Raw genomic sequence first — 25,284 nt, 5'->3', positions numbered from 1 at the left:
TTAAGAATCAGGATTATGAAAAAGAAAGTTACATTATATATGTTAGCCGCCACCATCGGGGCATCAGGATTTATCAGTTCTTGCACAGACCTGGACGAGGAAGTTTTCTCGGAGGTTCTTGCGACCAGCTTTCAGCCTACCGAGCGGGATATCCCCGCCATCATTGCCCCGGTCTATGCCTCGTTCAGGGGCCTGATGATGGGGTGGCAGGGCTACCTTGATCTGCAGGAGGAGCCGGCGGATGCGATTGTGACGCCCGCCCGCCCCAACGGGTGGTACGATGGCGGCACCTACCTGCGCATGCACACGCACACCTGGACACCATTGCAGTGGCAACCCACCAACACCTGGCAGAGCGCCTACCGGAGCATTACCACGGCAAACCGGATCCTGGCCCAGGTAGAGGACGGCGAGATCCCGATCGAGAGCGGCCGGGAGGCGCTGGAGGCGGAGTTGAAAGCAGCCCGTGCATTTGCCTATTATCTTTTGCTGGATAACCACGGGAATGTGCCGATCGTGACGGATTTCAGGGATGTGGAACTCCCGGTGCAGAAAACGCGGCAGGAGGTATATGACTTCGTTGTAACAGAACTGCTGGCCGTGATGCCCCTCCTGAGCGAAGACCCTTCCTCCACCTACGGGCAGCTAAACAAGTGGGGCGTGAAGGCGCTGCTGGCTAAAATCTACCTGAACGCCGAGGTATATACCGGGACGCCGCAATGGGAAAAAGCAATCGAGCAATGCAACGACATCATCAACAGCGGGTACTATAACCTGGACCCGAATTACGCAGATGTGTTTACCTACACCAACCACAACTCCCCGGAAATCATTTTTGCGGTGCCGTACGATGAGATATATGGCACAGGGAACACGACGCACATGAAGACCCTTGACCCCTTGAGCAGGTTTGTCTATAATATGCAGGCCGGACCTTGGGGCGGAAACGCCGCCGTGCCGCAGTTCATCGACACCTATGACGAGGATGACAGCCGTTTAGAGGATTCGTGGATCATGGGGCCGCAGGTGAGCGCCACAACCGGGGAAGTGGTGATCAACTACGTGAAACAGCTCCCCAGCATTGCCGCCACACAATCGAACCAGGGCTTCCGGATAGGGAAATACAAGATCAAGCCGGGCGCAACGGGTTCACTCGACAACGACTACCCGATGTTCCGGTATGCGGATGTGCTGCTGATGAAGGCAGAGAGCCTGCTCCGGACCGGCAGGGCAGATGAGGCTGCCGAGCTGGTGACACAGGTGCGCGAGCGGGCGTTCAGAAACACAGACCCGGCCAAAGCCGTGGTGACAGGCGCTGAACTGATGCAGGGCAGCACCTATGCATATGGTTTGCAGGATGAGAATGGTACTATCCTGAACGGGCCCGGAAGCGGTGGAGCGGATATCCAGTACGGCAGGATGCTGGATGAGCTTGGCTGGGAGTTTGCGGCGGAGGCGCATCGCCGCCAGGACCTGATCCGCTTCGGCGTGTTCACGACAAAGGCGTGGTTCAACCACCCGCCCAGCGATCCTTCTAAAACATTGTTCCCGATCCCGGAGGCGGAGTTAAATAAAAACCCGAACCTGAAACAGAACCCGGGATACTAAAACTTCATATTAGGTTTAAGTGAGATTACTCTGCTCACCGGTGCCCCAAATGGTGGGGTAAACTGGTGAGCGGTTTTTCTTTGGGCCATATAGTCTCAGGCGCAGGCATTGGAGAGGTTAATATAGTATCAGGATTGGTTAGTATGCAGAAGGCGTTTCTGCTGTTTAAAGTGTTAATTGCTAAAGCGATCATTCAAACCCGGAAATATATGATTTTTCCCCATACCCCTACGAGCACGTTCCCTTCAGCCCCACGCCCATTGCGCACCACGGTGCTTGCATGTTGTCTGATGACTGTGCTACTCCTGTGCTATATATCCCCGCTTCGGGCGCAGGGCACGCGCCAGGACTACCAGCGCGCGGAAGCCATGAAAGAGGCGATGGACGGGAAGATGTACCACGCCCCCGGCAGCTTCCACTGGCTGGAGGGGGAGGAGATGTTCTGGTACGTGAAACAGACGCCCAAAGGAAAAGAGTTTATGCTGGTGGATGCAGCGAAGCGATCTAAAAAAGCGGCTTTCGATCAGGAGCGGCTGGCCAAAGCCCTCTCCGCAGCCACAGGCCAGGAGGTGGCGCCTTACAAACTACCCTTCTCCAGGATCACCTTTGCAGACAAAGGCAGGGAACTGGGCTTCGAACATGGTGGCAAGGTCTGGAGCATGTCGCTGCGCTCCTACAAGCTGCAGGAAAAAGGCCCTGCCGAGCGGCGTGAGAACGGGTACTGGGGCGGCGGAAGAGACGAACTGGGCAACAAGCCTGTTCCCTCGCCCGACAGCCAGTGGGTAGCTTTCATCAAAAACTACAATGTTTATATACGCCCGGCCGGGGACGAGAAGCAAAAGGAAGAGCACCAGTTGAGTTTTGACGGATCGAAGGGAGAGTACTATTCCTCTTACATTTCCTGGTCACCGGACTCCGAAAAGCTGGCGACCAACAAGGTGCGCCAGGGCCAGGAACGCCTGATCTACCTGCTCGAGTCCTCGCCGGAAGACCAACTGCAGCCCAAACTGCACACCCGCAATTACCTGAAGCCGGGCGACGCCCTGCCCCAGAAGTCCCCGCAACTCTTCTTGGTAAATAAAAAGCAGCAGGTGCGTGTCGATCCCGCGCCTTTCAATCCCGGGGAACAGTACAGCCTCTCCAACCCGGCGTGGCGAAAGGATGGGCGCGCCTTCACGCTGGAGTACAATCAGCGGGGACACCAGGCCTACAAGGTGCTGGAGGTAGACGCGGTGACGGGCAAGGTAAAAGAGCTCATCAAAGAGGAGAGTAAGACGTTTATCGACTACAGCAGCAAGAAGTACCGCCACGATGTAGCGGACGGCAAGGAGATTATATGGGCCTCGGAGCGCGACGGCTGGAACCACCTCTACCTGTATGACGGGGAGACGGGGAAAGTAAAGCACCAGATCACGAAAGGGGAGTGGGTCGTGCGCGGGGTATTGCATGTGGATGAGGAGGCGCGGCGCATCGTGTTTGCGGGCAGCGGCCGGGAGAAGGGGCAGGACCCGTATCTGATCCAGTACTACAAAGTAAACTTCGACGGCAGCGGCCTGACACCACTCACCACAGAGCATGCAAACCACGCCGCGACGCTCTCCCCGGACCATAAGTACTTTGTGGACGCTTATTCCAGGATAGATGCGCCGCAGGTAGCGGTGCTGCGCAGGGCTTCGGACGGCAAGTCGCTGATGGAGGTGGAGCGGGCAGACGCCACGGACTTGTTCAAGGCAGGCTGGAAAGCACCGGAGGTTTTCACCGCCAAGGCAAGGGACGGCCAGACCGATATATGGGGCATCATCATCCGGCCCAGCAACTTCGACCCGGCCAAGAAATACCCTATCATCGAGTATATATACGCAGGCCCCCACAGTTCTTTTGTGCCTAAAACATTTGACTCTGACTTCCGCTACCGGTTCCTGCATGAGCTGGCGGAACTGGGCTTTATCGTGGTGCAACTGGACGGCATGGGCACTTCTAACCGCTCAAAGGCCTTCCACGACGTATGCTGGCAGAACCTGAAGGACGCGGGATTCCCGGACAGGATCGGCTGGATAAAGGCCGCCGCCCAGAAGTACCCCTATATGGACACGGCGCGGGTAGGCATTTTCGGTAACTCCGCCGGAGGGCAGAGCTCGGCGGGCGCGCTGCTGTTTCACCCGGAGTTCTACAAAGTGGCTGTTTCCTCCTCGGGCTGCCACGACAACCGCATGGATAAGATCTGGTGGAACGAGCAGTGGATGGGTAAAATCGGCCCGCACTACGCGGCTTCCTCCAACGTGGAGAACGCACACAAACTGCAGGGCAAACTGATGCTGATCCTCGGGGAGATGGATGATAACGTGGACCCGGCTTCCTCGCTGCAACTGGTCAACGCCCTGATAAAGGCGAACAAGAACTTCGATTTCCTGATGGTGCCGGGCATGGGCCACTCGCTGGGCGGCGATTACGGCGAGCACAAACGGCGCGACTTCTTCGTGCGGCACCTGCTGGGGGTGGAGCCGCCGGAGTGGCAAGGGCAGCAGCCTGCAGTGCCGGAATCATAGCGAAAAAGGTACAGGGTTCCGGGGCCTTCCCGGCCATAAGCGAAGAGGTAAGGCGATATAATTATAAATGTGAATTCGGGAGTTCAGCGGATCATAGATTACCGCACTTTAATTTGTTACAGAACTATAAAGCTGCTGTATGACCAATCGAAGCAAAGCCTCTTCCAGTTTTTCAAGGAGGCGCCTTGTAGCTGTTCCGGTGCCGAACGCAGTGAGGCAGGCCGCAGCGGAGCGAGGGCAGGTTCAGCTACACAGCGCCGGACGGGAAAACGCGGCCTCTCGGCCTAAGAGAGCACCAAAGTAAGCCATAGAACATGAATTGTAGTGAGGCCGGGGATGTACGGCAGCTATAAGCGGAGGCAAAAAACTTTATTGATGATTGAGTTAAAGTAAGTTTACAATTATACCAGTGGCAGGGGAGCGGAGTACTTTTCCCGGTGCAGCTTCACATACTCGGACGGAGTGTAGGAGGTGATGTTTTTAAACTGGCGGTTGAAGTAGGAGATGTTGTCAAAGCCACAATCGAAAGCTGTTTCGCGCACGTTCCACTTGTCTTCAATGAGCAAGCGGCAGGCATGGCCGATGCGGATCTCGTTCAGGAAGTTGGAGAAGGTTTTGCGGGTGTGCTGTTTGAAGTAGCGGCAGAAGGCATTCACGCTCATGTTGGCGATGCTTGCCGCCTCCTGCAGCTTCACCTCCTCCGAAAAGTTGTTCATGATATAGGTAAACACATCGTTGATCTTCTTGCTGTCCGACTCGTTCTGTGGCCCGTCGAAGCCGACAGACGAGAGCGGCTCCAGTTCCCTGGACAGGGAGAGCAGGTGCAGGATGGTGAAAAGCTGGATGATCCTTTCGAAGCCTTCCAGCCGGAGCATCTGCTGCGTGAGGGCGGTCATCCTGCTTTTCGTTTCCCCCTTGATGCGGATGCCGCGCTTGCTGTAGAGCAGCAGCTTGTGCACTGGATAGGCCTCCGGCAAGGACAGGAAATGCTCGCCGAACGACTCTACCTGGAAGAAGACGGAGATGTTCTCGGCTTTCAGCACGGAATCCTGCTCGTAATACCGCTTGTCGTTGCGAAACACGTGCGGCAGGTTGGGGCCAAGCAGCAGCAGGTCGCCGGAGGTGAAACTGCCAATGCTGTCACCGATAAACTGCGTGCCGGAGCCTTCGCAGATGAGCATGATCTGAACCTCGGGGTGGAAGTGCAGGTTATCGTAAAAATGCGGCTGAACCTCATGCTGAACGCGGATGGTTTCGCCTGATGTCTTGGGTATCTGGAAATAGACTGGTTTCATGGTGCTGGTTGGTGTGCATGCGGCAATATTACCTTTAAGTTAAGCAAAAAAAGCAATACAGAGGTAATATAGTGCCATGATTAGGGGAGACACAGAAAACGCAGCTGCCGAAGGGGCAGGGGTGGGTTTTCTGTCATCAAAAAAATTAACCAGTTATATATCGCAACCTGCAGCTATATATAAATGCAAGGTAGCTTCGTGGCAGCGCCCTATATAACTTCATATTATATATAGCTTTACCAGCAACCGATTAAATTCAGCTTATTGCAATTCATCATACAGAAACGAGCAGCATGAAAAAGACACTATGTAGCGCTTTCGCTTTAACCTTGCTCCTGCCAGGCGCCTTTGCACAAACACAGGGGCAGCGGGTGGAGCCAGTTAAGTTCTCAAAAGTCACCGTCACGGATTCGTTCTGGAAACCCCGCATCGACCAGGTGGCCACCGTGACCATCCCCGTTTGCATCGAGCAGACGGAGGTGAAAACCCCGCGGATCCGGAACTTTGAGATCACGGCTGGTCTGAAAGAAGGCAAGTTTGAAGGCATCTTCTATGATGATTCGGATGTGTACAAAGCACTGGAAGCGATTGCCTACTCCCTAAACAACAGGCCAGATGCCCAACTGGAGCAGAAGGCAGACCAGTGGATCGACATCATCGCCAAGGCCCAGCAGCCGGACGGGTATATCAATACCTACTACACGCTACAGTTTCCGGAAAAGCGCTGGACGGATATGAGCATGCACGAGGATTATAACGGCGGCCACCTCATCGAGGCTGCCGTTGCCTACTACGATGCGACCGGCAAAAAGAAGCTGCTGGAGGTAGCCACAAAGTTCGCGGATCATTTCGCCTCTTTGTTTGGCCCCGGAAAGGAACATTGGGTGACAGGCCACCAGGAACTGGAGCTGGCCCTGGTGAAGCTTTTCAAAACCACGAAAGACAAAAAGTACCTCGACATGGCAGACTGGCTGCTGGCAGAGCGCGGGCGTAAAGTTGCCAAGGGATATACCTGGACAGACTGGAAAGACACCGCCTATGCCCAGGATGTGCTGCCGGTAAAGCTGCAGAAGCAGATCACGGGCCATGCCGTGCGGGCCATGTACATGTACACCGGCGCGGCGGATGTGGCTACCCAGACAGGCGATAAAGGGTATATGAACGCCATGAAGGATGTGTGGGAAGACGTGGTGTACCGCAACATGTACATCACGGGCGGGATAGGTTCTTCGGGCAGGAACGAGGGCTTCTCCGAGGATTATGATTTGCCCAACGAGCGGGCGTACAGCGAGACCTGCGCATCGGTCGGGATGGTTTTCTGGAACCAGCGCATGAACTCCCTCACCGGCGACAGCAAGTACGCCGATGTGCTGGAACGCAGCCTCTACAACGGCGCCCTCGACGGCTTGTCGCTGAGCGGGGATCGGTTCTTTTACGGCAACCCGCTGGCCTCGCAGGGGCAGCACCAGCGCAGCGAGTGGTTCGGCACCGCCTGCTGCCCCGCCAACATCTCCCGCCTGATCGCCTCCCTCGGCAACTATATCTATGCGCAGTCAGGTGACGGGATATGGGTGAACCTTTACGTGGGCAGCAATACCACATTTGACATGGGCAATAAGCAGGTGCCGGTGGAGATGAAGACCAACTACCCCTGGGAGGGAAAAGTGGATATAACCCTCAACCCGAAGTCAGCGACAAAATCAGCCCTTCATCTGCGCATCCCCGGCTGGGTGCAGGGAGAGCCTGTTCCCGGAGACCTATACCGCTTCACCGACCAAGACCCTGCCAAGTTCACGGTGCTGCTGAACGGGAAAGCGGTTCCCTATAAAATGGACAAGGGGTACGCTGTGATAGACCGGAAGTGGAAGAAAGGCGACAAGGTAGAGCTGAATTTCCCGATGGAAGTGAAGAAGATTGTGTCGAAGGATAGCCTGGTGTACAACAACAACCGGATAGCCTTACAGAGAGGCCCGCTGGTGTATTGCGTGGAAGGCGTGGACAACGACAAGCAGGCCTGGAACATGGTGGTGCCAGCGAACACGGCTTTCCAGGTGAGTTATGACAAAAGCCTGCTCAACGGCGTGGTTACGCTGAAGGCCGAGGTGCCGGCTGTGCGCATCAGTGCGGATGGCTTATCGGCGGCCACTCACAAAAAGACCATTACCGCCATCCCGTATTACGCGTGGGCAAACCGTGGGAAAAGCCAGATGCAGGTTTGGCTCCCTACAAAAATGAGCGATGTGAAGCTGAATTATTAAGGAGCGGTTGCGTTATATACCCAACCACTGTCCTGTAGACTATTCTATGAAATGAGGGAAGCGATGGTGCCGGTTTCCAATATGGGGATATTTAAAGCTGTGAAATCCATATAGGCATTGGTGCATTAGAAGTTATATAAACCATTCCATATAGGTTAGAAGCGCAGTACCGGCCGACGCATATACGGATATAGGCGATGACCTGGTACTCATAATATGAACCCCTGAGCCCAGGGATATAGAACCTTCCTTCAAAGCCAGCGACAGGCAACCATATACAGAAACAAAAGCATCCCCCAGGCTTTTCTGCTGAAAAGGCTGGGGGATTTTTATACTTTTATAGAAGCTGCTGTGGCGGTTACAGGCGAATCAGAAACAAACAGTCATGGGCTACATTATACCAGCACCGACCCCGGAACCTGAAAAGTTAAACACGGGCAGAACGCGGCAGTGGCTCGCCAACCAGGAACTCGGTACCACAGGCACTGCCCTGTTAGAGAATTATTTTGAGGAAGGAGGATATGTCCCGCCGCATTGCCATCGTACCGAGGAGTTATTGGTTTGCCTCGAAGGGCATGGGCAGGTCATGATGAATCAGCAACAGTATGATTTCCCTGCCGGGAGTGTGGCTGTAATCCCGCCCATGACGGTGCATGAAGTGCGGAACAGCGGAAATGGCAGGATGCGCATGCTGGCCTTTTTCCCGGAGGCGTCGCCTGAAACGATATGGATGAATGATGAGAACAGGCAGTAGACATATATAAATTAGCGCAACAGGCTGGATATATAAATCGCATATATAAATTGAGCAACGATGAATATATGCCCCCGCCGTACCGGAAAATAGCTTCAACTGAGAAGCTGACATCAAAACATATATAATTAAAAAAGCAAGGATATAGTGAGTGAGGTTATTTTGTCTTTCGAGGACATCACGGTGCGCTCCACGGGGCAAACTGTCGTAGGTAATATCAGTTTTGAAATCAGGAAAGGCGAGCACTGGGCCCTTGTCGGCGACAACGAGGCAGGGAAGCACCTGCTGTTGGAAGCGATTGCCGGCAGGGTGCCAGTTGTGGGCGGGAAGGCAAGCTACGGTTTCTATGAGCGGTATCGGCGGGAGAACCCGGTGCAGTCGCCTCACTTTCTGTGGCAAAAGCCCGTCAGCTTCGTTTCTGCGCGGCATCACTTCACCAGCCTCTCCAGCAAGAACTCGTTTTACTACCAGCAGCGCTACAACGCCGCGGACGCGGAAGACGCCGCCACCGTAGCGCAACACCTGTCGGAGATCACTCCTTTCCCCGATACCCCGGTATGGACGTTTGAGAAAGTGGTGGCGGCGCTAAGCGTGCAGCATCTGCTGGAGAAAGAGCTGATAAAACTCTCGAACGGCGAAACGAAACGGGTGCTCCTGGCCGAAGCCCTGCTTCGTAACCCGTCTGTGCTGCTGCTGGACAGCCCGTTGTCAGGCCTGGATGTCAAATCACGGCAGGCTTTTAACCAGTTGGTGACCGCCATCACCGCTTCCGGGATCACGGTGGTGCTGGTCGCTTCCCCCGATGAAATACCGGACGCCATCACCCACGTTGCCATCTGGAACGAGGGACAGGAAGTGGAAAACAAGTTAAAAGCACAGTATCACCCGAACGGCCGGCACCCGGTGCAGCCCGAAACGCTGGACAGGGACGAGGTGAAATCTCTCCTTTCCGCCTCCGCCATTCCATCCTTCCAGGCAATTGTGAAGATGGAGGATGTAACGATACAGTATGGGGATAAAACCGTGCTGGACAATATATCTTGGGAGGTAAGGCAAGGGGAAAGGTGGGCGCTGGTGGGGCACAACGGGGCAGGGAAATCAACTTTGCTGAGCCTGCTGTATGGCGACAACCCGCAGGCTTATAGGAATAAAATCACGCTTTTCGACCGGCGAAGGGGAAGCGGGGAAAGCATATGGGATATCAAGCAGCATATAGGGTATGTTTCCCCCGAGCTGTTCCAGTACTTTCCGCGCGACGTGTCCTGCTCCGATGTCATCGAATCGGGGTTTTATGACAGCCTGGGGCTTTTCCGGGACATCGAGCCGGCCAAACAGGCCGTCGCGCTGCGGTGGATGAAAATATTCGGGATAGCAGAACTGGCCGCAAAGCCTTTCAAGCACGTGCCCACGAGCAGCCAGCGGCTGTGCCTGCTCGCGCGCGCGCTGGTCAAGAACCCGGTCCTGCTCATCCTCGACGAACCCTGCCATGGGTTTAGCGCTCCCCGGCAGCGGCATTTCAAAACCCTGGTCAACGCGATATGCGAAGCCAGCAACATGACGCTGATCTACGTAAGCCACTATCAGCACGAAATCCCGGAATGCGTAACGAAGGTCATTCAGTTGGAAAACGGCAGGTGCGTGAGCCAGGTGTCAGAAACTGAAATGACGAATTAGCGATCGAAACTTATATATAAGATGCTGTATAAAATAATGTCAGCGGTATTTTTCAGGGTAAGCAGTGTTTTTCTGCTGCTGGCCCCTGTGGCTGGTGCCTTTGCGCAAACACCCGAATTCACGCGGCAGGACACCCTGCGCGGTACCGTCACAAAGGAACGGGCGTGGTGGGACCTGACTTATTACCACCTGGATGTGCAGGTAAACCCCGGGGACAGCACCATCCGGGGGGTAAACACCGTGCAGTACCGGGTGCTGGAGCCAAACCAAAAGATGCAGCTTGACCTGCAAGCCCCCATGCAAATAGAAAAGGTGGTGCAGAACGGGCGGGAGTTAAAATTCAAACGGGACGGCAACGCGTACTTTATCCAGCTAAGCGAGAAGCAGACAAAGGGAGATATCAACCAACTCAACGTCACGTTTGGAGGGAAGCCGGTGGTGAGTGAAAATCCGCCCTGGAGCGGCGGCCTGACGTGGAAACGGGACTCCAACGGGGATCCCTTTGTGGCAAACTCCAACCAGGGCGACGGGGCCAGCCTGTGGTGGCCCTGCAAGGACCATATGTACGATGAGCCCGACAGCATGCTCATCAGTGTGACGGTGCCGGAGCATTTGATGGATGTGTCGAACGGGAAGCTGCGGCGCGTCGAGGAGCGGAATGACAGCACCAGGACCTTCCACTGGTTTGTCTCCAACCCCATCAATAATTATGGCGTGAACATCAGTGTGGCCGATTATGCCCATTTCTCAGAGACCTATCAGGGCGAGAAGGGGCGGCTGGACTGCGACTATTATGTGCTGAAAGAAAACTTGGAGAAAGCCAAGGCGCAGTTCAGGGACGTGCCGCGCATGCTGCAGGCGTTTGAGCACTGGTTCGGGCCTTACCCTTTCTATGAGGATGGGTATAAACTGGTAGAGGTGCCCTATTTGGGCATGGAGCACCAGAGTGCGGTGACCTACGGCAACGGGTACCGGAACGGCTACCGGGGCAACGACCTGAGCGGCACCGGCTGGGGACTGAAATTCGATTTCATCATCATCCATGAATCCGGGCACGAGTGGTTTGCCAACAACATCACCTACCAGGACATTGCGGACATGTGGATTCACGAAAGCTTCACAAATTACTCGGAGAGCCTTTTCGTGGAATACCATTATGGCAAGGAGGCTGGCAACGCGTATGTGATCGGTACGCGGCGCGGCATCAAAAACGACAAGCCGATCATCGGCCTATATAACGTAAACCACAGCGGCTCCGGCGATATGTACCCGAAGGGCGGCAACATGCTGCACACGCTGCGGCAGGTGGTGAACGACGACGAGAAGTGGCGCAGCATCCTGCGGGGGCTGAACCGCGATTTCTACCATCAGACCGTGACGACGCAGCAGATCGAGGGCTACCTGAGCAAGCACACTGGCCGCGACCTCTCCGCCTTTTTCGATCAGTACCTGCGTGATGTCCGGATTCCCAAACTGGAGTATCAGTTTGCCGGCAACAAACTCAGGTACCGGTGGAGCAACAGCGTACCCGGGTTTGATATGCCTGTGAAAGTCACGCTCGGCGGCAAAGAAAGGTGGCTGGAACCGACCACAGCCTGGCAGGAAATCAAAAAAGGCAAAGGCGTCTCTTCCCTGAAAGTTGACCCCAATTTTTATGTGGAAGCCGCTGAAGCAGCGCCCGCACCCTGAATCCATCATCCCTGGAGCGAGGTGGAATAAGGGATGCGCTATATATAGGAGAAAGAACTCATATAAGCCACGGCTTCGATCTTTTTACCTTATATGATTTTAGTTTTTAGATACGGCTATATAACCATATATCCTCAACTTTCTGGGGAGTCAAAAGGATATGATTTTGCAGGGAAAACTTCCCGATGCAGCATATCAGCTTAGCTTACCCTCCGGATAACCTGGCTTACTTTCCATATGATTCTCTGTGGGATAATATAGTATCACGATTGGTTAGTATGTGGAAGGTTTTTTAAGTGTTTTAGCTGTTAATTGCTTCAGCATTCAACAGAAAGAGAGAAGCAAGGGGCAATGAAGGTCTCTGAAGGCGGAATGGCCCGCGCCCTGCCCTCTGATCATATATCGGATGTGCTCATTCATACAATTGATTCTATCAGAGTATCATATCAATCACGCTAAAGTTTAGGATTTATGACGGTAAAATGGGAGGGAGTATTCCCGGCGGTGACCACCAAGTTCACCGAAGACGACAGGCTCGATATCACGGCCTTCCTCAAGAACGTGGAGGCGCAGCTTGCGGCAGGCGTAAACGGGATCATCCTGGGGGGTACCCTGGGAGAGGCCAGTACGCTGAGCGACGAGGAAAAGGCGGTGCTGGTACGGGAGACGGTGTCTTACTCGGCTGGCCGCGTGCCGGTGATTCTCAACATCGCCGAGCAAACAACCGCGGGGGCTGTGGCCGCGGCGGCGGCGGCGCGCAGGGACGGGGCTAGCGGACTGATGCTGCTGCCGCCCATGCGCTACAAGGCCGACGCCCGTGAGACGGTGGCCTACTTCAAGGCAGTGGCCGCCTCCACTGACCTTCCCATCATGATCTACAACAACCCGATAGACTACCGGATACTGGTGACGCTGGACATGTTCGGTGAATTGGCTGAGTGCGCTAACATTCAGGCGGTAAAGGAATCGACGCGCGATGTGGGCAACATCACCCGGATGCGCAACAGGTTCGGCGACAGGTTCAGCCTGCTTTGCGGGGTGGATACCATTGCCCTGGAGAGCCTGGTGCTGGGAGCCGACGGCTGGGTGGCCGGATTGGTGTGCGCCTTCCCTGCAGAGACGGTGGCCATATATGAAATGGTGAAGGCCGGGCGCCTGGCCGAGGCGGTGGCGCTCAACCGCTGGTTCTTCCCGCTGCTGGAACTGGACATCCATCCCAAACTGGTGCAGAACATCAAACTGGCCGAGGCCGAGGCGGGACTGGGCACCGAGCATGTGCGCCTGCCGCGCCTGCCGCTGGAAGGACTGGAGCGGGAGCAGGTATTAGGCATCATCCGCCAGGCACTGAAAACAAGGCCGCGAATGCAGGCATTGAACCAGAGCCAACATTTGGGGAGCAGCCTGCGGAGCAAAGTGGCCTCCGAGTAAATGACCACAAGGATTTAGCATGGCGGGCTCTTCCATCTAAACCTTCTATATGCCTGGCAGGCTTCACCAAGAGAGTGCCCTGAAGCCTGGCAGGCATATATAAAACCTGTTTTACCATGGGGAGTTTGCTATTTGAACGGATGCTCCACGGATCGAGAGCGGTCTGTAAAAATGCAAATTTAAAAGTGAGATGGATGGGCAGTGATCACGCCATCGGTAGCGCAGCCTGACCAGCGCCTGTTTCTTTGCAGGCCTGCAGCCATACGGCGTCTTCATTCTTTTTTGTACCTTATTTTAGCAGGCATCGCAGGAACAGCTGCCTAAAGTACTTTAACAAAAAACACTTTCAACGCAGCGCCCTATATGGCCAGCTAACAATGGACAGCTGATAGAACCTTCACATGGCAAAAAAAACTTTTTTTTGTATCGATGCCCATACCTGCGGCAACCCGGTCCGGTTAGTGGCAGGCGGTGGCCCCGTCCTGCAAGGGGCTGACATGAGCGAGAAGCGACAGCACTTCCTGCGGGAGTTCGACTGGATCCGGAAGGGCCTGATGTTTGAGCCGCGCGGCCACGACATGATGTCCGGCAGCATCCTCTACCCACCCCACGACCCGGCGAACGACGTGGCGGTGCTTTTTATCGAGACGAGCGGGTGCCTGCCCATGTGCGGCCACGGCACCATCGGCACAGTAACCATTGCCCTGGAGGAAGGCCTGGTCACCCCGAAAGTACCGGGGCAGCTGCGCCTGGAGACGCCCGCCGGCCTGGTGAAAGTGACCTACACGCAGGAAGGCAGCAAAGTAAAGTCGGTAAGGTTAGTAAACGTCGCCTCTTACTTAGAGGCCGAGGCGCTCACCATTGAATGCCCGGATTTAGGGGAGCTTACGCTGGATGTCGCCTATGGCGGCAACTTCTACGCGATCATCGATCCACAGGACAACTTTCCGGGACTGCAGGAGTTCACGGCAGACAAGCTGATATCCTGGAGCCGCGTGATCCGGGAGCGGATGAACGAAAAGTACACGTTCGTGCACCCGGAGAACCCAACCATCCGGGGCCTTTCGCATATCCTCTGGACGGGAGACACCCTGCAACCCACTTCCACGGCACGCAATGCGGTTTTCTACGGCGACAAGGCCATCGACCGCTCGCCCTGCGGCACCGGCACCTCTGCCCGGATGGCCCAGTGGTATACCAAAGGCCTGCTGAAGCCGGGGCAGGAGTTCATCCACGAAAGCTATATCGGCTCCATCTTCAAAGGCACCATCGAGGAAGAAACCAGGGTGGGGAACAAGCCAGCTATCTTGCCGGGCATTGAAGGATGGGCTATCGTTACTGGCCTGAACACCATTTTTATGGATGACGAAGACCCTTATGTACACGGATTTCAAGTGATCTGATATGAGCAGCGTTGTGATTGTTGGCGGCGGCATCATCGGCCTATTTACCGCTTATTATTTGGCAGAAGAGGGGTTTGAGGTCATGATACTGGACAAAGGAGACCTGTCGATCGGTTGTTCCACCGGCAACGCCGGCATGATCGTGCCCAGCCATATCGTGCCGCTGGCCTCCCCCGGCATCATTACTAAAGGGCTGAAGTGGATGTTCTCCTCTACAAGCCCTTTTTACATTCACCCGAAGCTGGATCTGCGCCTGGCGCAGTGGTGCCTGCTTTTCTACAAGGCCGCGACAAAGAAGCATGTGGCGTACAGCATTCCTTACCTGAAAAACCTGAGCCTGCTCAGCAGGAGCCTGTATATGCAGCTGGCGGAGCAGCACCCTTCTGCAGACCTGGGCCTGGAGGAGAAAGGGCTGCTGATGCTCTATAAATCAGAAGAGGCCGAACAGGAGGAGGTGGAGTTTGCCCACCTGGCGCGTAAACATGGGCTGGAGGCAGACGTGCTGACGCCGGAAGACGTGAAAAAGCTGGAGCCCTATGCAGACATGGATGTACAGGGCGGCGTGTTCTTCCCGGGAGACGCGCACCTGAACCCGTCCAAACTGAACGCCTTCCTGTTGACGCACCTCCAGAGCAAGGGCGTGAAGATCGTCACCAACGCAGCTGTGCTTGATTTTAAACTTTCAGGCAAAGCCGTAAAAGCCGTCGTGACGGACAAAGGCGATTTTGCCGGGGATTACGTGGTCATCGCAGCCGGTTCCTGGTCGGGTGAGGTGGCGCGGAAACTGAAGATCGGTATGCCCATGCTGGGCGGCAAAGGCTACAGCTTTCTGGTGGAGAACATCCCGGCCATCCAGCGCCCGGCCATCCTGACGGAGGCGCGCGTGGCCGTGACGCCATTCGGCGAGAAAGTGAGGTTCGGAGGCACGATGGAAATCACGGCTGACAACGGCAAGATCAACCTCAACCGCGTGCGAGGCATCCATGATGCCATTTCGAAATACTATAGCGGCTTTTCGTGCGAATTCCCGGAGAAGGAGGACGTCTGGAGCGGCCTGCGCCCCTGCTCGCCGGATGGCCTGCCCTATATCGGTTTCACGGAGCGCTGGAGCAACGTGCTTTTCGGCACCGGCCACAGCATGATGGGCATCAGCCTGGCCCCGGCGACGGGCAAGCTGCTGACCGAAGTGCTGCTGAACAGGAAAGCCTCGGTGCTGATCGATGCCTTCTCGCCCGACCGGTACAACTGAGCTATAGATAGCATTCAGATTCAGCAGTGAAGTTGGGCGCAGGGAAGCACTCGGAGATAGCTACTGAAAAGCACAACAGGGCCATATAGAAGCCGGTGCTTTGAAACATTAAACCCAAACCATATATGAAACTTCCTGCGCTAAACTTCCTGCGGCTTGCATTTCTGATGCTGTGTTTTTTCCCTGCTGGCTCTGCAAGCAGCCAGGCGCAGGAAAAGAACCCGTTATATAGGCAGACCAGCGATGTGCACCACCTGATGGTGCAGCTGCAGGCGGACGAAGGCAGCCTGAACCGGTTCTACTTCATGAAGAACTCGCCGGAATATATAGATCGCTTTCAGCAGCTGTACGAAAACTACCTGCAACAGCTTGGCGAACTGAATTATGAGGGGATGAATGCGGGCAGCCGGGTAGACTACCTGCTGACGAAACGGGACCTGGAGAACAAGTTGCGCCTGCTGAACGAAGCGGCCTTTGAGTACAGGCAGATCAGCAAATGGGTGCCTTTCGCGGAGAAGGTCTATGCGCTCGAAAAACCGCGCCGACGCGGGCTAAATATTAACGGGCAGCAGATCGCCGCAGAACTGAACAGCATCGAGAAAGAACTGCTCTTGTCCAGGGCAGCCCTCGAAAAAGAAGAAGCATTGAACCGGGACCTTGCATTCCGTTTGCAGGGTACGGTGAAAGACCTGCAGGACGCATTGAAGAGCGTCTACACGTTTTACAACCAATATGAGCCGGGCTTCACGTGGTGGGTGCCGGAGCCTTACAAGCGCGTGGACACCCTGCTGACAACCTATGCCGCCCTGGCGGAGCAGAAAGGCAAAGTGCCAGGCAAAAACCAGAAGGTCGATCAGAGCGGCATCGTGGGCAGCCCCATCGGGAAAGAAGAGCTCATCCGGCAGCTCCAGTATGAGATGATCCCCTATACCCCGGAGGAACTAATAGAAATTGCCAACAAGGAGTTTGCCTGGTGCGACCGCGAAATGCTGAAAGCCTCCCGTGAGCTCGGCTTTGGCGATGACTGGCACCAGGCGCTGGAGAAAGTGAAAAACACCTATGTGCCGGCGGGGCAGCAGCCGGAGGCCATGCTGGAGCTATATAACCAGTCGGTGGCGTTTCTGAAGCAGAAAGACCTGATCACCATCCCGCCCATTGCCGAGGAAACCTGGCGTATGCAGATGATGAGTCCGGAGCGGCAGCTGATCAACCCCTTTTTCCTGGGCGGCGAGACGTTCATCATCTCGTACCCCACCCATACCATGGCCCACCAGGACAAGCTGATGAGCATGCGCGGCAACAACCCGCACTTCTCCCGCGCCACCGTGCACCACGAGCTGATCGCCGGGCACCACCTGCAGGGCTTCATGAACAACCGCTACAAGGAGTACCGAGACTTCAGAACGCCCTTCTGGACGGAAGGGTGGGCCTTGTACTGGGAGATGCTGCTCTGGGACCAGGGCTTTCCGCGCTCGGCAGAAGACCGCATCGGCATGCTGTTCTGGCGGATGCACCGCTGTGCCCGCATTATCTTCTCCCTCAACTACCACCTCGGCAAGTGGACGCCACAGGAGAGCATCGACTTTTTGGTGGAGCGGGTAGGGCACGAGCGGGCGAATGCCGAAGGGGAGGTCCGGCGGTCGTTCGAGGGGCGTTACAGCCCTTTGTACCAGGTAGCCTATATGATGGGCGGCCTGCAGTTCTATGCGCTTCAGAAGGAGCTGGTGGGGAGCGGCAGGATGACCAACAAGCAGTTCCATGATGCCGTGCTGCAGGAAAATAGCCTCCCCGTGGAGATGGTACGGGCGGTGCTGACAGATCAGAAACTGCCGAAGGATTACAAGACCAGCTGGAAGTTTTACAGGGAATCACCCTCGCCGGGAAACAGCCGCAAAGCCACCTCTGTCAAAAGCAGATAGTTTATATATAGATTTAGACTTCAAAGATGCCTGTAAAGAATCGAATCCCGGTGCTTGTACTGCTGCTCTTGCTGCAGCTTTCGCTCTTTTCACGTTCGGGGGCGGCTCAAGGCAACGGGGAGATCATATGGCTGAAGGCAGGCGATGCCTACGCGCAGCAGGAAGAGGGAAACATCATCCGGCACAAACTGCCGTCTCAGGAAAAGCAGGTTATACTGGCAAAGGAGAAATTAGTGCCGGCGGGCAAATCGGAGCCGTTAAAAGTGCGCAGTTTCTCTTTTTCGGAGGATGAGCAGAAACTGCTGCTTTACACCAACACGGTAAAAGTGTGGCGCCTCGATACAAGAGGCGATTACTGGGTATATGATCTGCAGAAACAAACGCTCGCTCAAGTTGGCGCAAATCTACCCGTCTCTTCCCTGATGTTTGCCAAATTCTCGCCGGACGGAAAGCAGGTGGCTTACGTGAGCGGGAACAATATATATGTAGAAAATCTGCAGAACAATGAAGTAAAACAGCTGACAAAGGACGGAATCACAAAGCGCATCAACGGCACGTTCGATTGGGCCTATGAAGAGGAGTTCTACTGCCGCGACGGCTTCCGCTGGAGCCCGGACAGCAAGGCCATTGCCTTTTGGCAGCTAGACGCTAACGAGGTGAAAGATTACCTGATGATCAACCACACCGATTCCATATACCCTGTGGTCATCCCGGTGGAGTATCCTGTGGCAGGGGAAGCGGTTTCCCCCTACAGGATAGGCGTGGTGGACGTAGCGACTGCCCATATAAACTGGATGGATGTGCCGGGCGACCCGAAGCAGCACTATGTGCCGCGCATGGAATGGGCTGCAAATTCAGAGGAGGTGATAGTAGAGCAACTCAACCGCAAGCAGAACGAGAGCAAGCTGTACCTGTGTGACGTTACGAACGGCCGTGCCAAGCAGGTATATGCGGAGAAAGACGCCGCCTGGATCGACATTCTGCCAGCCTGGGACAGCGACTACCGGTTTGGCGGCTGGAACTGGCTGAACGGGGGCAGGGAGTTTTTGTGGGCGAGTGAGAAGGACGGCTGGCGGCATTTATATAGGATCAGCCGCGACGGCAGAAATGAGACGCTGATCACCAAAGGCAAGTACGATGTCATGGACATCACCGCCGTGAACGAAGCGACCGGCTATATATACTTCATGGCTTCGCCGGACAACGCAACGCAGCAGTACCTCTACCGGGTGCGCCTCAACGGCAAGGGAAAGGCGGAGCGGCTCTCACCGGAAACACAGTCCGGTACCCACGCCTACAACATCTCGCCCAACACCAGGTTCGCCTATCACCGGTTCTCGAATTACTACACCAAACCAGCGGCGGAGTGGGTGGCGTTGCCCAATCATAAGGCCTTAAATGGCAACAGTACGGTCGCGCAGGCGATAGCGCAGGCAGATAAGGCAAAATCCTCCCTGGAGTTTTTCGAAGTGAAAACCAGTGAGGGCGTGGAAATGGATGCCTGGATGGTGAAACCTGTTCCCTTCGACCCGCAGAAGAAATACCCCGTCGTGTTCCAGGTATATACCGAGCCCGCTGGCCAGACCGTGCTGGACCAGTACGGGATAGGGCAAAATGGGCTGTACAAAGGCAATATGGCCGAGGACGGCTACCTCTATGTTTCGGTGGATAACCGGGGGACGCCCGCCCCGAAAGGAAGGGAGTGGCGCAAGAGCATATACCGGAAAGTGGGCCTGCTCAACATACACGACCAGGCCATGGCCGCGCGGGAAATCCTGAAGCTGCCCTACGTGGACACCAGCCGCGTGGCGGTCTGGGGGTGGAGCGGCGGCGGTTCTGCCACGCTCAACCTGCTGTTTCAGCACCCGTCCTTATATAAAACGGGCATCTCCATTGCGGCGGTCGCAAACCAGCTCACCTACGACAATATCTATCAGGAGCGCTATATGGGCCTGCCGGAGGAGAACCGGGAGGATTTCGTGCAGGGCTCGCCCATCACACATGCCAAAAACCTGCGGGGAAACCTGCTTTATATACACGGCACGGGCGATGATAACGTGCACTACAACAATGCAGAGCAGCTCATCAACGAACTGATCAGGCATGGCAAGCAGTTTCAGGTGATGCCCTACCCGAACCGCACCCACAGCATTTCGGAGGGCGAAGGTACGGATGAACACCTCTCCACTTTATTCACCAATTACCTGAGGCTGCATTGTCCGCCCGGAGGCAGGTAGGTGCTGCAGCAGAGAAGAAGCGGGACGCAACGTGCCTCCTGCCATATATAAATCCCGAGTATGAACCACCTTTAACGCTTCTGACCATATGAGTGCCAACAAAGAATCGTGGGGCTCCCGCCTGGGCCTCATCTTAGCCATGGCCGGGAGTGCGGTGGGCCTCGGGAATTTCCTGCGGTTTCCGGTGCAGGCAGTGCAGAACGGCGGGGGAGCCTTCATCATCCCGTACCTGGTTTGTTTCCTGGTGATCGGTATCCCGCTTCTCTGGATCGAATGGGCGATGGGGCGGTTCGGCGGCAAGTTCGGCCACCACTCCACGCCGTTTATTTTGGATACAATGGGAAAAAACCGCCTCTGGAAGTACATCGGCGTATTCGGTATCTGGACGAACATTGCCATCGCCGCCTACTACTGCTACCTGGAGTCCTGGACGCTCTCCTATATGCTGCATTCTTTGCTGGGCACTTTCAGCGGGCTCGACCAGGAGGGCGTGGCGGCTTTTTTTGATTCTTATGTCAACCTCGGCACGTCCACCTTAGGTATCCCGTACGAGCCGATCGTGTTTTTTGTCATCTGCCTGCTGCTCAACACCTACTTCCTGTCGCTTGGCTTGGCAAAGGGAGTGGAGCGCGTTGCCAAGGTGGGAATGCCGCTGCTGATCCTTTTCGGCATCTTTCTCGCCTACAAGGGACTCACCGTCACGGCTGGTGAAAACGGAGCCATCCACGACAGCTCCGTTGGGCTCAATTACCTCTGGACGCCGGACTATGATGAGCTTTGGTCGCCGACCGTCTGGCTTGCCGCCGCTGGCCAGATCTTCTTCACGCTGGCGGTAGGGATGGGGACGATCCATTGCTATGCCGCTTATGTCAGCCCCAAAGATGACATTGCCCTGAGTGCGATGTCGGCCGGTTGGATGAACGAGTTTGTGGAGGTGGTGCTGGGCAGTGCGATCCTGATCCCCATCTCCATCGGGTACCTGGGCATCGACCGGGTGACAGAACTGGTGAAATTGGGCGGCCTGGGCCTCGGCTTCAAAACGTTGCCCTACTTGTTTTTCCAGTGGGGGGATGTGCTGGGTGCGTTGGCCGGGTTTATGTGGTTTTCCCTGCTGTTTTTCGCCGGTATCACCTCCTCTTTGTCCATGGGTACTCCCTGGATAGGCTTTCTGCAGGACGAGTTTAACTGGAAGCTTCGGCCGGCCGCTTTGTCGTTTGGCCTGATCGTGCTGGTGCTGGGCATGCCAACCGTGCTTTTTTTCAATTACGGCGTGTTTGATGAATACGATTACTGGGCCGGCACGGTCTCCCTGGTGGTTTTCGCTTTGTTCGAGTCCATTCTTTTTGCCTGGGTGTTCGGGATAGACAAAGGCTGGCGCGAAATCAACGCCGGCGCGGATATCCGGATACCGGTTTTTTTCAAGTTCATCATTAAGTTTGTGACGCCGATGCTTTTGCTGTGGGTGTTTGTAGGGTCCCTGTTCACGCCCAAGGACAACGACTGGTCTGCGGCTTTCAACGGCAACTGGCAACTGGACAACAACTCTATCGTCCGCAAGCTGATGAACAGTGGCCTGAAAGAGCAGTTGGCTAACGCAGTAAACCCGGTCGAGATCGAGCGGCTACAGCAGACCTTATTTTATGTGAACGCTTCGCGGGTGCTGTTGGTGCTCGTTTTCGTTGGCATCGCCTTGCTGGTATATATGGCCTACAAGAAAAGGGTGCGGGTAGCGAGACTGCAGGAGGTCGCCTAAGCCGGGCTATATATACCTCAGCCATGGCGGGCACTCAAGGCCCGGTGCAGCTTAACCCGGAGATCGGCGCATGCGCAGGCATATGGCCTTCCCCTGCCAGCGGAAACGAAGGAACCAAACTGAACGCCGCGTTTTAAAATCCTTTTCAACCACATAACCTGCTCAATATCCCATATGGGTAGCTTAATCATATAAAGCGCTTACTGGCTTTATCCCATACAAAAATCCTTGCTGTGGATCGCGTCGGTTATCTGCCGCGCCCTTATTGCATAACGCTGCAGGCAAAAACAACTGCGGGCTGCTAGATGACTCAAAAGAGTTATCCATCAGCCCGCAGCTGTTTTCTACTTTCTTTTTTGCAGGCTGAGCGGTCTTTGTTCTCTCTGCCTGCTATGTCACATGTTAACGCGCTTGCCTGAGGCTGCTGCTTTATAGATGGCTTCCACTATGCGTATATCCCGAAGGCCTTCTTCGCCGGGCACGAGCATCGGCTTGTTCTGCATGATCGCCATGGCGTCATCATCCATCTGTTTTGCCTGCTGCCAGGGCACCTGGTAAACATGGTTGATCACCCCCAGCGGACTAACTCCCTTTATCCCGGCGTAAGCCTGGTAAGGGGCGATTTTGATATCCCCTTTTTGGCAGGCTATATCTAGGTAGTTGATATTTTCACCAAAGCTAGTTTTGATGTCCGCCAGCACACCGCCCGGAAACTCCAGCGTGGCCACCGCGGTTTCGTCCAGCCCGTTTTTGTAAATTTCAGGACGGGTGGTGGAAGTCGCCGCTGATACAATGGCGATGGGCTCCATGCCCGTTCCCATGCGGGCGCCCTGGATCGAGTAAACGCCCATGTCATAGAGTACGCCGCCGCCCATCTCCTTTTTCTGTTTCCAATGGTCTGTCCTGTTTTCACGGTAGCCGGCTCCGCAACTGGCCCCTTTCACATCGCCCAGCAGCTTCTGGTTTACAATGTGCCTGTATTCCTGCGTATTGGGTTCGTGCTGCAGGCGATAGCCGATGGCAAGAGTCTTTTTGTTTTTATTGCAGGCGTCTATCATCTCCTGGCATTCCTGCGCTGTGATGGCCATCGGCTTTTCGCACCACACGTGCTTCCCGGCATTTGCCGCCCGCACGACATATTCCCGGTGCATGGAAGGGGGTAACACCACGTAGACCACATCGATGGCGGGGTTGTTGGCAATCTGGTCAAAATTCTGGTAGTTGTAAATGTTCGCATCAGGAATATTGTACTTCTTCTTCCAGTCGGCGGCTTTGGACGGAGTGCCCGTCACGATTCCGGCAAGGTAGCAGTTCTTTGTCTGTTGGAGGGCGGGCGCGAGCAGGTCCGTGCTGTAGTACCCCAAGCCGACCAAGGCCACTCCGAGCCTTTCTTTTTTCTGGCGCGTGGCGGCCAATAGGGTGTGAGGAGAGAAGAGGGCCGCCGCACTACCTAAGGCAAGTCCTTTGAGTATGTCTCTGCGTGATGTCAAGGTCATCGGTTTAGAATTTTAAGGTGGAGACTAGTTGTTACTTAAAGATAGTCTTTTATTTGATTCTCTTGAATGTGTAACAGAAATTCGTCTTAAAGCGCTAAGTACTGGATCGTAAAGAAATAGTTTTCTCTTCCATACACATTCCTTTATACAGCCGGCGAAATGTTGCGATAGACGGGCGCTATGCTTGGTTGCGCCTGGTTTCGGGCACGGAAATCCTGTCCTGAGACGGCAGGATGCAGGAATACGGGATAGCTTCCTGAGCAAGCCCGCGAAAACGAAAGCAGGCAGAAAGCCGAACCGCCTGAAGGTTTCCCATATCCTGTCCCCCGCATTTCCAAAACCAGCTGCCTTCCCCAAATTCAAGTAAAGGGATCCTGTTGCAGGATTTATATACCCCTCTCATGCGCTCAGGAGGCGCTGATGTTCAGGAGTGACACAGGTCATTTTTTTCTCTGCTTCTATGTTCGAACTTTGAGGTGGATTAATTTGATACATTGATGATTACAACAAAGCAAAAAGAACTGATTAAGGCCACGGTGCCGGTACTGCGGGAGCACGGGGTGGCCTTGACCACTCATTTTTACAACCGCATGTTCACGCACAACCCCGAGCTGAAGAACGTGTTTAACATGGGCAACCAGGGGAGCGGGAAACAGCAGCTGTCGCTGGCCATGGCCGTGCTTGCCTATGCAGAGAACATAGAAGACCCGTCTGTCCTGCTCGCGGCAGTAACCAAGATCGGGCACAAGCATATGAGCCTGGACATCCGCCCGGAGCACTATGGCATTGTGGGCAGGCACCTGCTGGCCTCCATCAGCGAGGTATTGGGCGATGGCGCCACCGCCGAACTGCTGGCGGCGTGGGCAGTGGCCTACCAGCAGTTGGCTGACCTGATGACGGGCCTGGAGATGAAGCTGTACAGCGACTCCGTGGCGAAGGAGGGCGGCTGGACCGGGTGGCGCCCTTTCCTTGTGAAGCAGAAAAAGCAGGAGTCGGAGGAGATCACCTCCTTCTACCTGTACCCCGCCGACGGCGGCAAGGTGGCGGACTTCCTGCCCGGTCAGTACATCAGTGTCCGGCTGTTTCTGCCGGAGATGAACCTGTTCCAGCCCCGCCAGTACAGCCTCTCGAGCGCCCCGAACGGTGCCTATTACAGGATCTCGGTGAAAAAGGAAAAGGGGACCACCAAGCACCCCAACGGCATGATCAGCAACAGGCTGCATGATGCGGTGCAGGTGGGCGACGTGGTGGAGGTGGCGCCCCCAGCCGGGGACTTCTTCCTGAACACCGGGAAGCAGACGCCGGTGGTGTTCATCAGCGGCGGCATCGGGCAGACGCCGTTGCTCAGCATGCTGGAGTACCTGACCAGCACCAACAGCGACAGGGAGATTGTCTGGGTGCACGGTTGCCGCAACAGGAAAGTGCATGCCTTCCGGGAGCCGCTCACCACACTCGAGGCACAGCACGGCACGCTGAAAAAGCATATTTTCTACGACTCCCTGGATGAGGAAATGCAGGTGGAGGGCTATTATGAAGGGATTGTGGAGCTGGACAAGCTGAAAGAGCAGGCGATGCTGCGGGACGCTGATTATTATATATGCGGGCCGGCGGCCTTTATCAAAAAGCAGTTCAAAGATCTTTCTGCCATGGGAGTCAGCGGCGAGGCGATCCATTACGAGGAGTTCGGGCCCGCCAACCTGGTGCTCTCTTAAAAAGGTCTTCTTGGTGTCTGTTATTTGCTGACAGGCACCCGAACCTCCTCCCATAAATTGATATAAACCAAACCTGCCCAGGCCCCTTCTGCAAGGAGGAAGACTGGGCAGGTTTTCTTTTCAGGAGATGCCCGTGTGCTGCACGTAGACCGGAAGCAGGGCTTGCGCCCGGTGATAATGCTTTCAGCAAGCAGTGAAGGGTTCCGCTTCAAAGCCAAAACGATCCTCTTGTACCCCCTTCACGGTAAGGCTACAGGTGCGCG

General features: G+C 55.3%; 15 protein-coding genes. 13 read left to right on the top strand and 2 right to left on the bottom strand.

Features of this window, described 5'->3' with window-relative positions; genetic code table 11:
- Window positions 1-15 precede the first annotated feature (15 nt).
- Together ABD920_RS21860 and ABD920_RS21855 are read left to right on the top strand one after the other, a co-directional pair.
- Complete coding sequence (locus ABD920_RS21860) at window positions 16-1,608, top strand: RagB/SusD family nutrient uptake outer membrane protein (RefSeq protein WP_345162302.1); 1,593 nt, start codon at window positions 16-18, stop codon at window positions 1,606-1,608.
- 290 nt (window positions 1,609-1,898) lie between these two features.
- The gene (locus ABD920_RS21855) at window positions 1,899-4,154 is read left to right on the top strand and encodes a S9 family peptidase (RefSeq protein ID WP_345162300.1); all 2,256 of its coding nucleotides are present in this window, start codon (window positions 1,899-1,901) and stop codon (window positions 4,152-4,154) included.
- Window positions 4,155-4,555: 401 nt separating this feature from the next.
- Here ABD920_RS21855 and ABD920_RS21850 read toward each other — a convergent pair whose 3' ends face one another.
- A complete protein-coding gene (locus tag ABD920_RS21850; RefSeq protein ID WP_345162298.1) occupies window positions 4,556-5,449 on the bottom strand; it encodes an AraC family transcriptional regulator in 894 nt (297 codons plus the stop codon).
- Between the two features lie 293 nt (window positions 5,450-5,742).
- On the opposite strand from ABD920_RS21850, the gene ABD920_RS21845 reads away from it, so the two are divergent.
- The 10 genes from ABD920_RS21845 to ABD920_RS21800 all read left to right on the top strand — a co-directional run bounded on the left by ABD920_RS21845 (window position 5,743) and on the right by ABD920_RS21800 (window position 21,813).
- Window positions 5,743-7,707 carry a glycoside hydrolase family 127 protein gene (locus ABD920_RS21845; protein ID WP_345162296.1) on the top strand — a complete coding sequence of 655 codons (1,965 nt, stop codon included), beginning with the start codon at window positions 5,743-5,745 and terminating at the stop codon, window positions 7,705-7,707.
- Between the two features lie 385 nt (window positions 7,708-8,092).
- Window positions 8,093-8,461, top strand: coding sequence for a cupin domain-containing protein (locus tag ABD920_RS21840; protein ID WP_345162294.1), 369 nt, complete (start codon window positions 8,093-8,095; stop codon window positions 8,459-8,461).
- 147 nt (window positions 8,462-8,608) lie between these two features.
- Window positions 8,609-10,135, top strand: a complete 1,527-nt coding sequence (locus ABD920_RS21835; protein WP_345162292.1) for an ATP-binding cassette domain-containing protein — start codon at window positions 8,609-8,611, stop codon at window positions 10,133-10,135.
- Between the two features lie 36 nt (window positions 10,136-10,171).
- Complete coding sequence (locus ABD920_RS21830) at window positions 10,172-11,824, top strand: M1 family metallopeptidase (RefSeq protein WP_345162289.1); 1,653 nt, start codon at window positions 10,172-10,174, stop codon at window positions 11,822-11,824.
- Between the two features lie 471 nt (window positions 11,825-12,295).
- On the top strand, window positions 12,296-13,252 hold the full coding sequence (locus ABD920_RS21825) for a dihydrodipicolinate synthase family protein (protein ID WP_345162287.1): 957 nt from the start codon (window positions 12,296-12,298) through the stop codon (window positions 13,250-13,252).
- A gap of 401 nt (window positions 13,253-13,653) precedes the next feature.
- Complete coding sequence (locus ABD920_RS21820) at window positions 13,654-14,655, top strand: 4-hydroxyproline epimerase (RefSeq protein WP_345162285.1); 1,002 nt, start codon at window positions 13,654-13,656, stop codon at window positions 14,653-14,655.
- A gap of 1 nt (window position 14,656) precedes the next feature.
- Complete coding sequence (locus tag ABD920_RS21815) at window positions 14,657-15,904, top strand: NAD(P)/FAD-dependent oxidoreductase (RefSeq protein ID WP_345162283.1); 1,248 nt, start codon at window positions 14,657-14,659, stop codon at window positions 15,902-15,904.
- A 125-nt stretch (window positions 15,905-16,029) separates the two neighbouring features.
- Complete coding sequence (locus tag ABD920_RS21810) at window positions 16,030-17,823, top strand: DUF885 family protein (protein WP_345162281.1); 1,794 nt, start codon at window positions 16,030-16,032, stop codon at window positions 17,821-17,823.
- A gap of 26 nt (window positions 17,824-17,849) precedes the next feature.
- Window positions 17,850-20,060 carry a S9 family peptidase gene (locus ABD920_RS21805; protein ID WP_345162279.1) on the top strand — a complete coding sequence of 737 codons (2,211 nt, stop codon included), beginning with the start codon at window positions 17,850-17,852 and terminating at the stop codon, window positions 20,058-20,060.
- Between the two features lie 88 nt (window positions 20,061-20,148).
- Entirely contained in the window at window positions 20,149-21,813 is a 1,665-nt protein-coding gene (locus ABD920_RS21800; protein ID WP_345162277.1) for an SLC5/6 family protein, read from the top strand.
- A gap of 395 nt (window positions 21,814-22,208) precedes the next feature.
- On the opposite strand, the gene ABD920_RS21795 is transcribed toward ABD920_RS21800, so the two are convergent.
- Window positions 22,209-23,309 (bottom strand): Gfo/Idh/MocA family protein, encoded by a 1,101-nt coding sequence (locus tag ABD920_RS21795; protein WP_345162275.1) that lies wholly within the window; start codon window positions 23,307-23,309, stop codon window positions 22,209-22,211.
- A gap of 497 nt (window positions 23,310-23,806) precedes the next feature.
- Between ABD920_RS21795 and hmpA the strand changes: the two genes are divergently transcribed.
- A complete protein-coding gene (hmpA, locus tag ABD920_RS21790) occupies window positions 23,807-25,021 on the top strand; it encodes an NO-inducible flavohemoprotein (protein WP_345162273.1) in 1,215 nt (404 codons plus the stop codon).
- Window positions 25,022-25,284 lie beyond the last annotated feature (263 nt).

This window comes from Pontibacter saemangeumensis (assembly GCF_039541895.1).
Taxonomy (GTDB): Bacteria; Bacteroidota; Bacteroidia; order Cytophagales; family Hymenobacteraceae; genus Pontibacter; species Pontibacter saemangeumensis.
The sequence above is the reverse complement of the archived record's forward strand: the minus strand, read 5'-3'. Positions and strand labels throughout refer to the sequence as shown.

What these genes read in the sequence shown, in the direction of transcription:
- ABD920_RS21860 (WP_345162302.1), top strand. Translation starts at nt 16, where the DNA reads ATGAAAAAGAAAGTTACATTATATATGTTAGCCGCCACCATCGGGGCA.
- ABD920_RS21855 (WP_345162300.1), top strand. Translation starts at nt 1,899, where the DNA reads ATGACTGTGCTACTCCTGTGCTATATATCCCCGCTTCGGGCGCAGGGC.
- ABD920_RS21850 (WP_345162298.1), bottom strand. Translation starts at nt 5,449, where the DNA reads ATGAAACCAGTCTATTTCCAGATACCCAAGACATCAGGCGAAACCATC.
- ABD920_RS21845 (WP_345162296.1), top strand. Translation starts at nt 5,743, where the DNA reads ATGAAAAAGACACTATGTAGCGCTTTCGCTTTAACCTTGCTCCTGCCA.
- ABD920_RS21840 (WP_345162294.1), top strand. Translation starts at nt 8,093, where the DNA reads ATGGGCTACATTATACCAGCACCGACCCCGGAACCTGAAAAGTTAAAC.
- ABD920_RS21830 (WP_345162289.1), top strand. Translation starts at nt 10,172, where the DNA reads ATGTCAGCGGTATTTTTCAGGGTAAGCAGTGTTTTTCTGCTGCTGGCC.
- ABD920_RS21825 (WP_345162287.1), top strand. Translation starts at nt 12,296, where the DNA reads ATGACGGTAAAATGGGAGGGAGTATTCCCGGCGGTGACCACCAAGTTC.
- ABD920_RS21820 (WP_345162285.1), top strand. Translation starts at nt 13,654, where the DNA reads ATGGCAAAAAAAACTTTTTTTTGTATCGATGCCCATACCTGCGGCAAC.
- ABD920_RS21815 (WP_345162283.1), top strand. Translation starts at nt 14,657, where the DNA reads ATGAGCAGCGTTGTGATTGTTGGCGGCGGCATCATCGGCCTATTTACC.
- ABD920_RS21810 (WP_345162281.1), top strand. Translation starts at nt 16,030, where the DNA reads ATGAAACTTCCTGCGCTAAACTTCCTGCGGCTTGCATTTCTGATGCTG.
- ABD920_RS21805 (WP_345162279.1), top strand. Translation starts at nt 17,850, where the DNA reads ATGCCTGTAAAGAATCGAATCCCGGTGCTTGTACTGCTGCTCTTGCTG.
- ABD920_RS21800 (WP_345162277.1), top strand. Translation starts at nt 20,149, where the DNA reads ATGAGTGCCAACAAAGAATCGTGGGGCTCCCGCCTGGGCCTCATCTTA.
- ABD920_RS21795 (WP_345162275.1), bottom strand. Translation starts at nt 23,309, where the DNA reads ATGACCTTGACATCACGCAGAGACATACTCAAAGGACTTGCCTTAGGT.
- hmpA (WP_345162273.1), top strand. Translation starts at nt 23,807, where the DNA reads ATGATTACAACAAAGCAAAAAGAACTGATTAAGGCCACGGTGCCGGTA.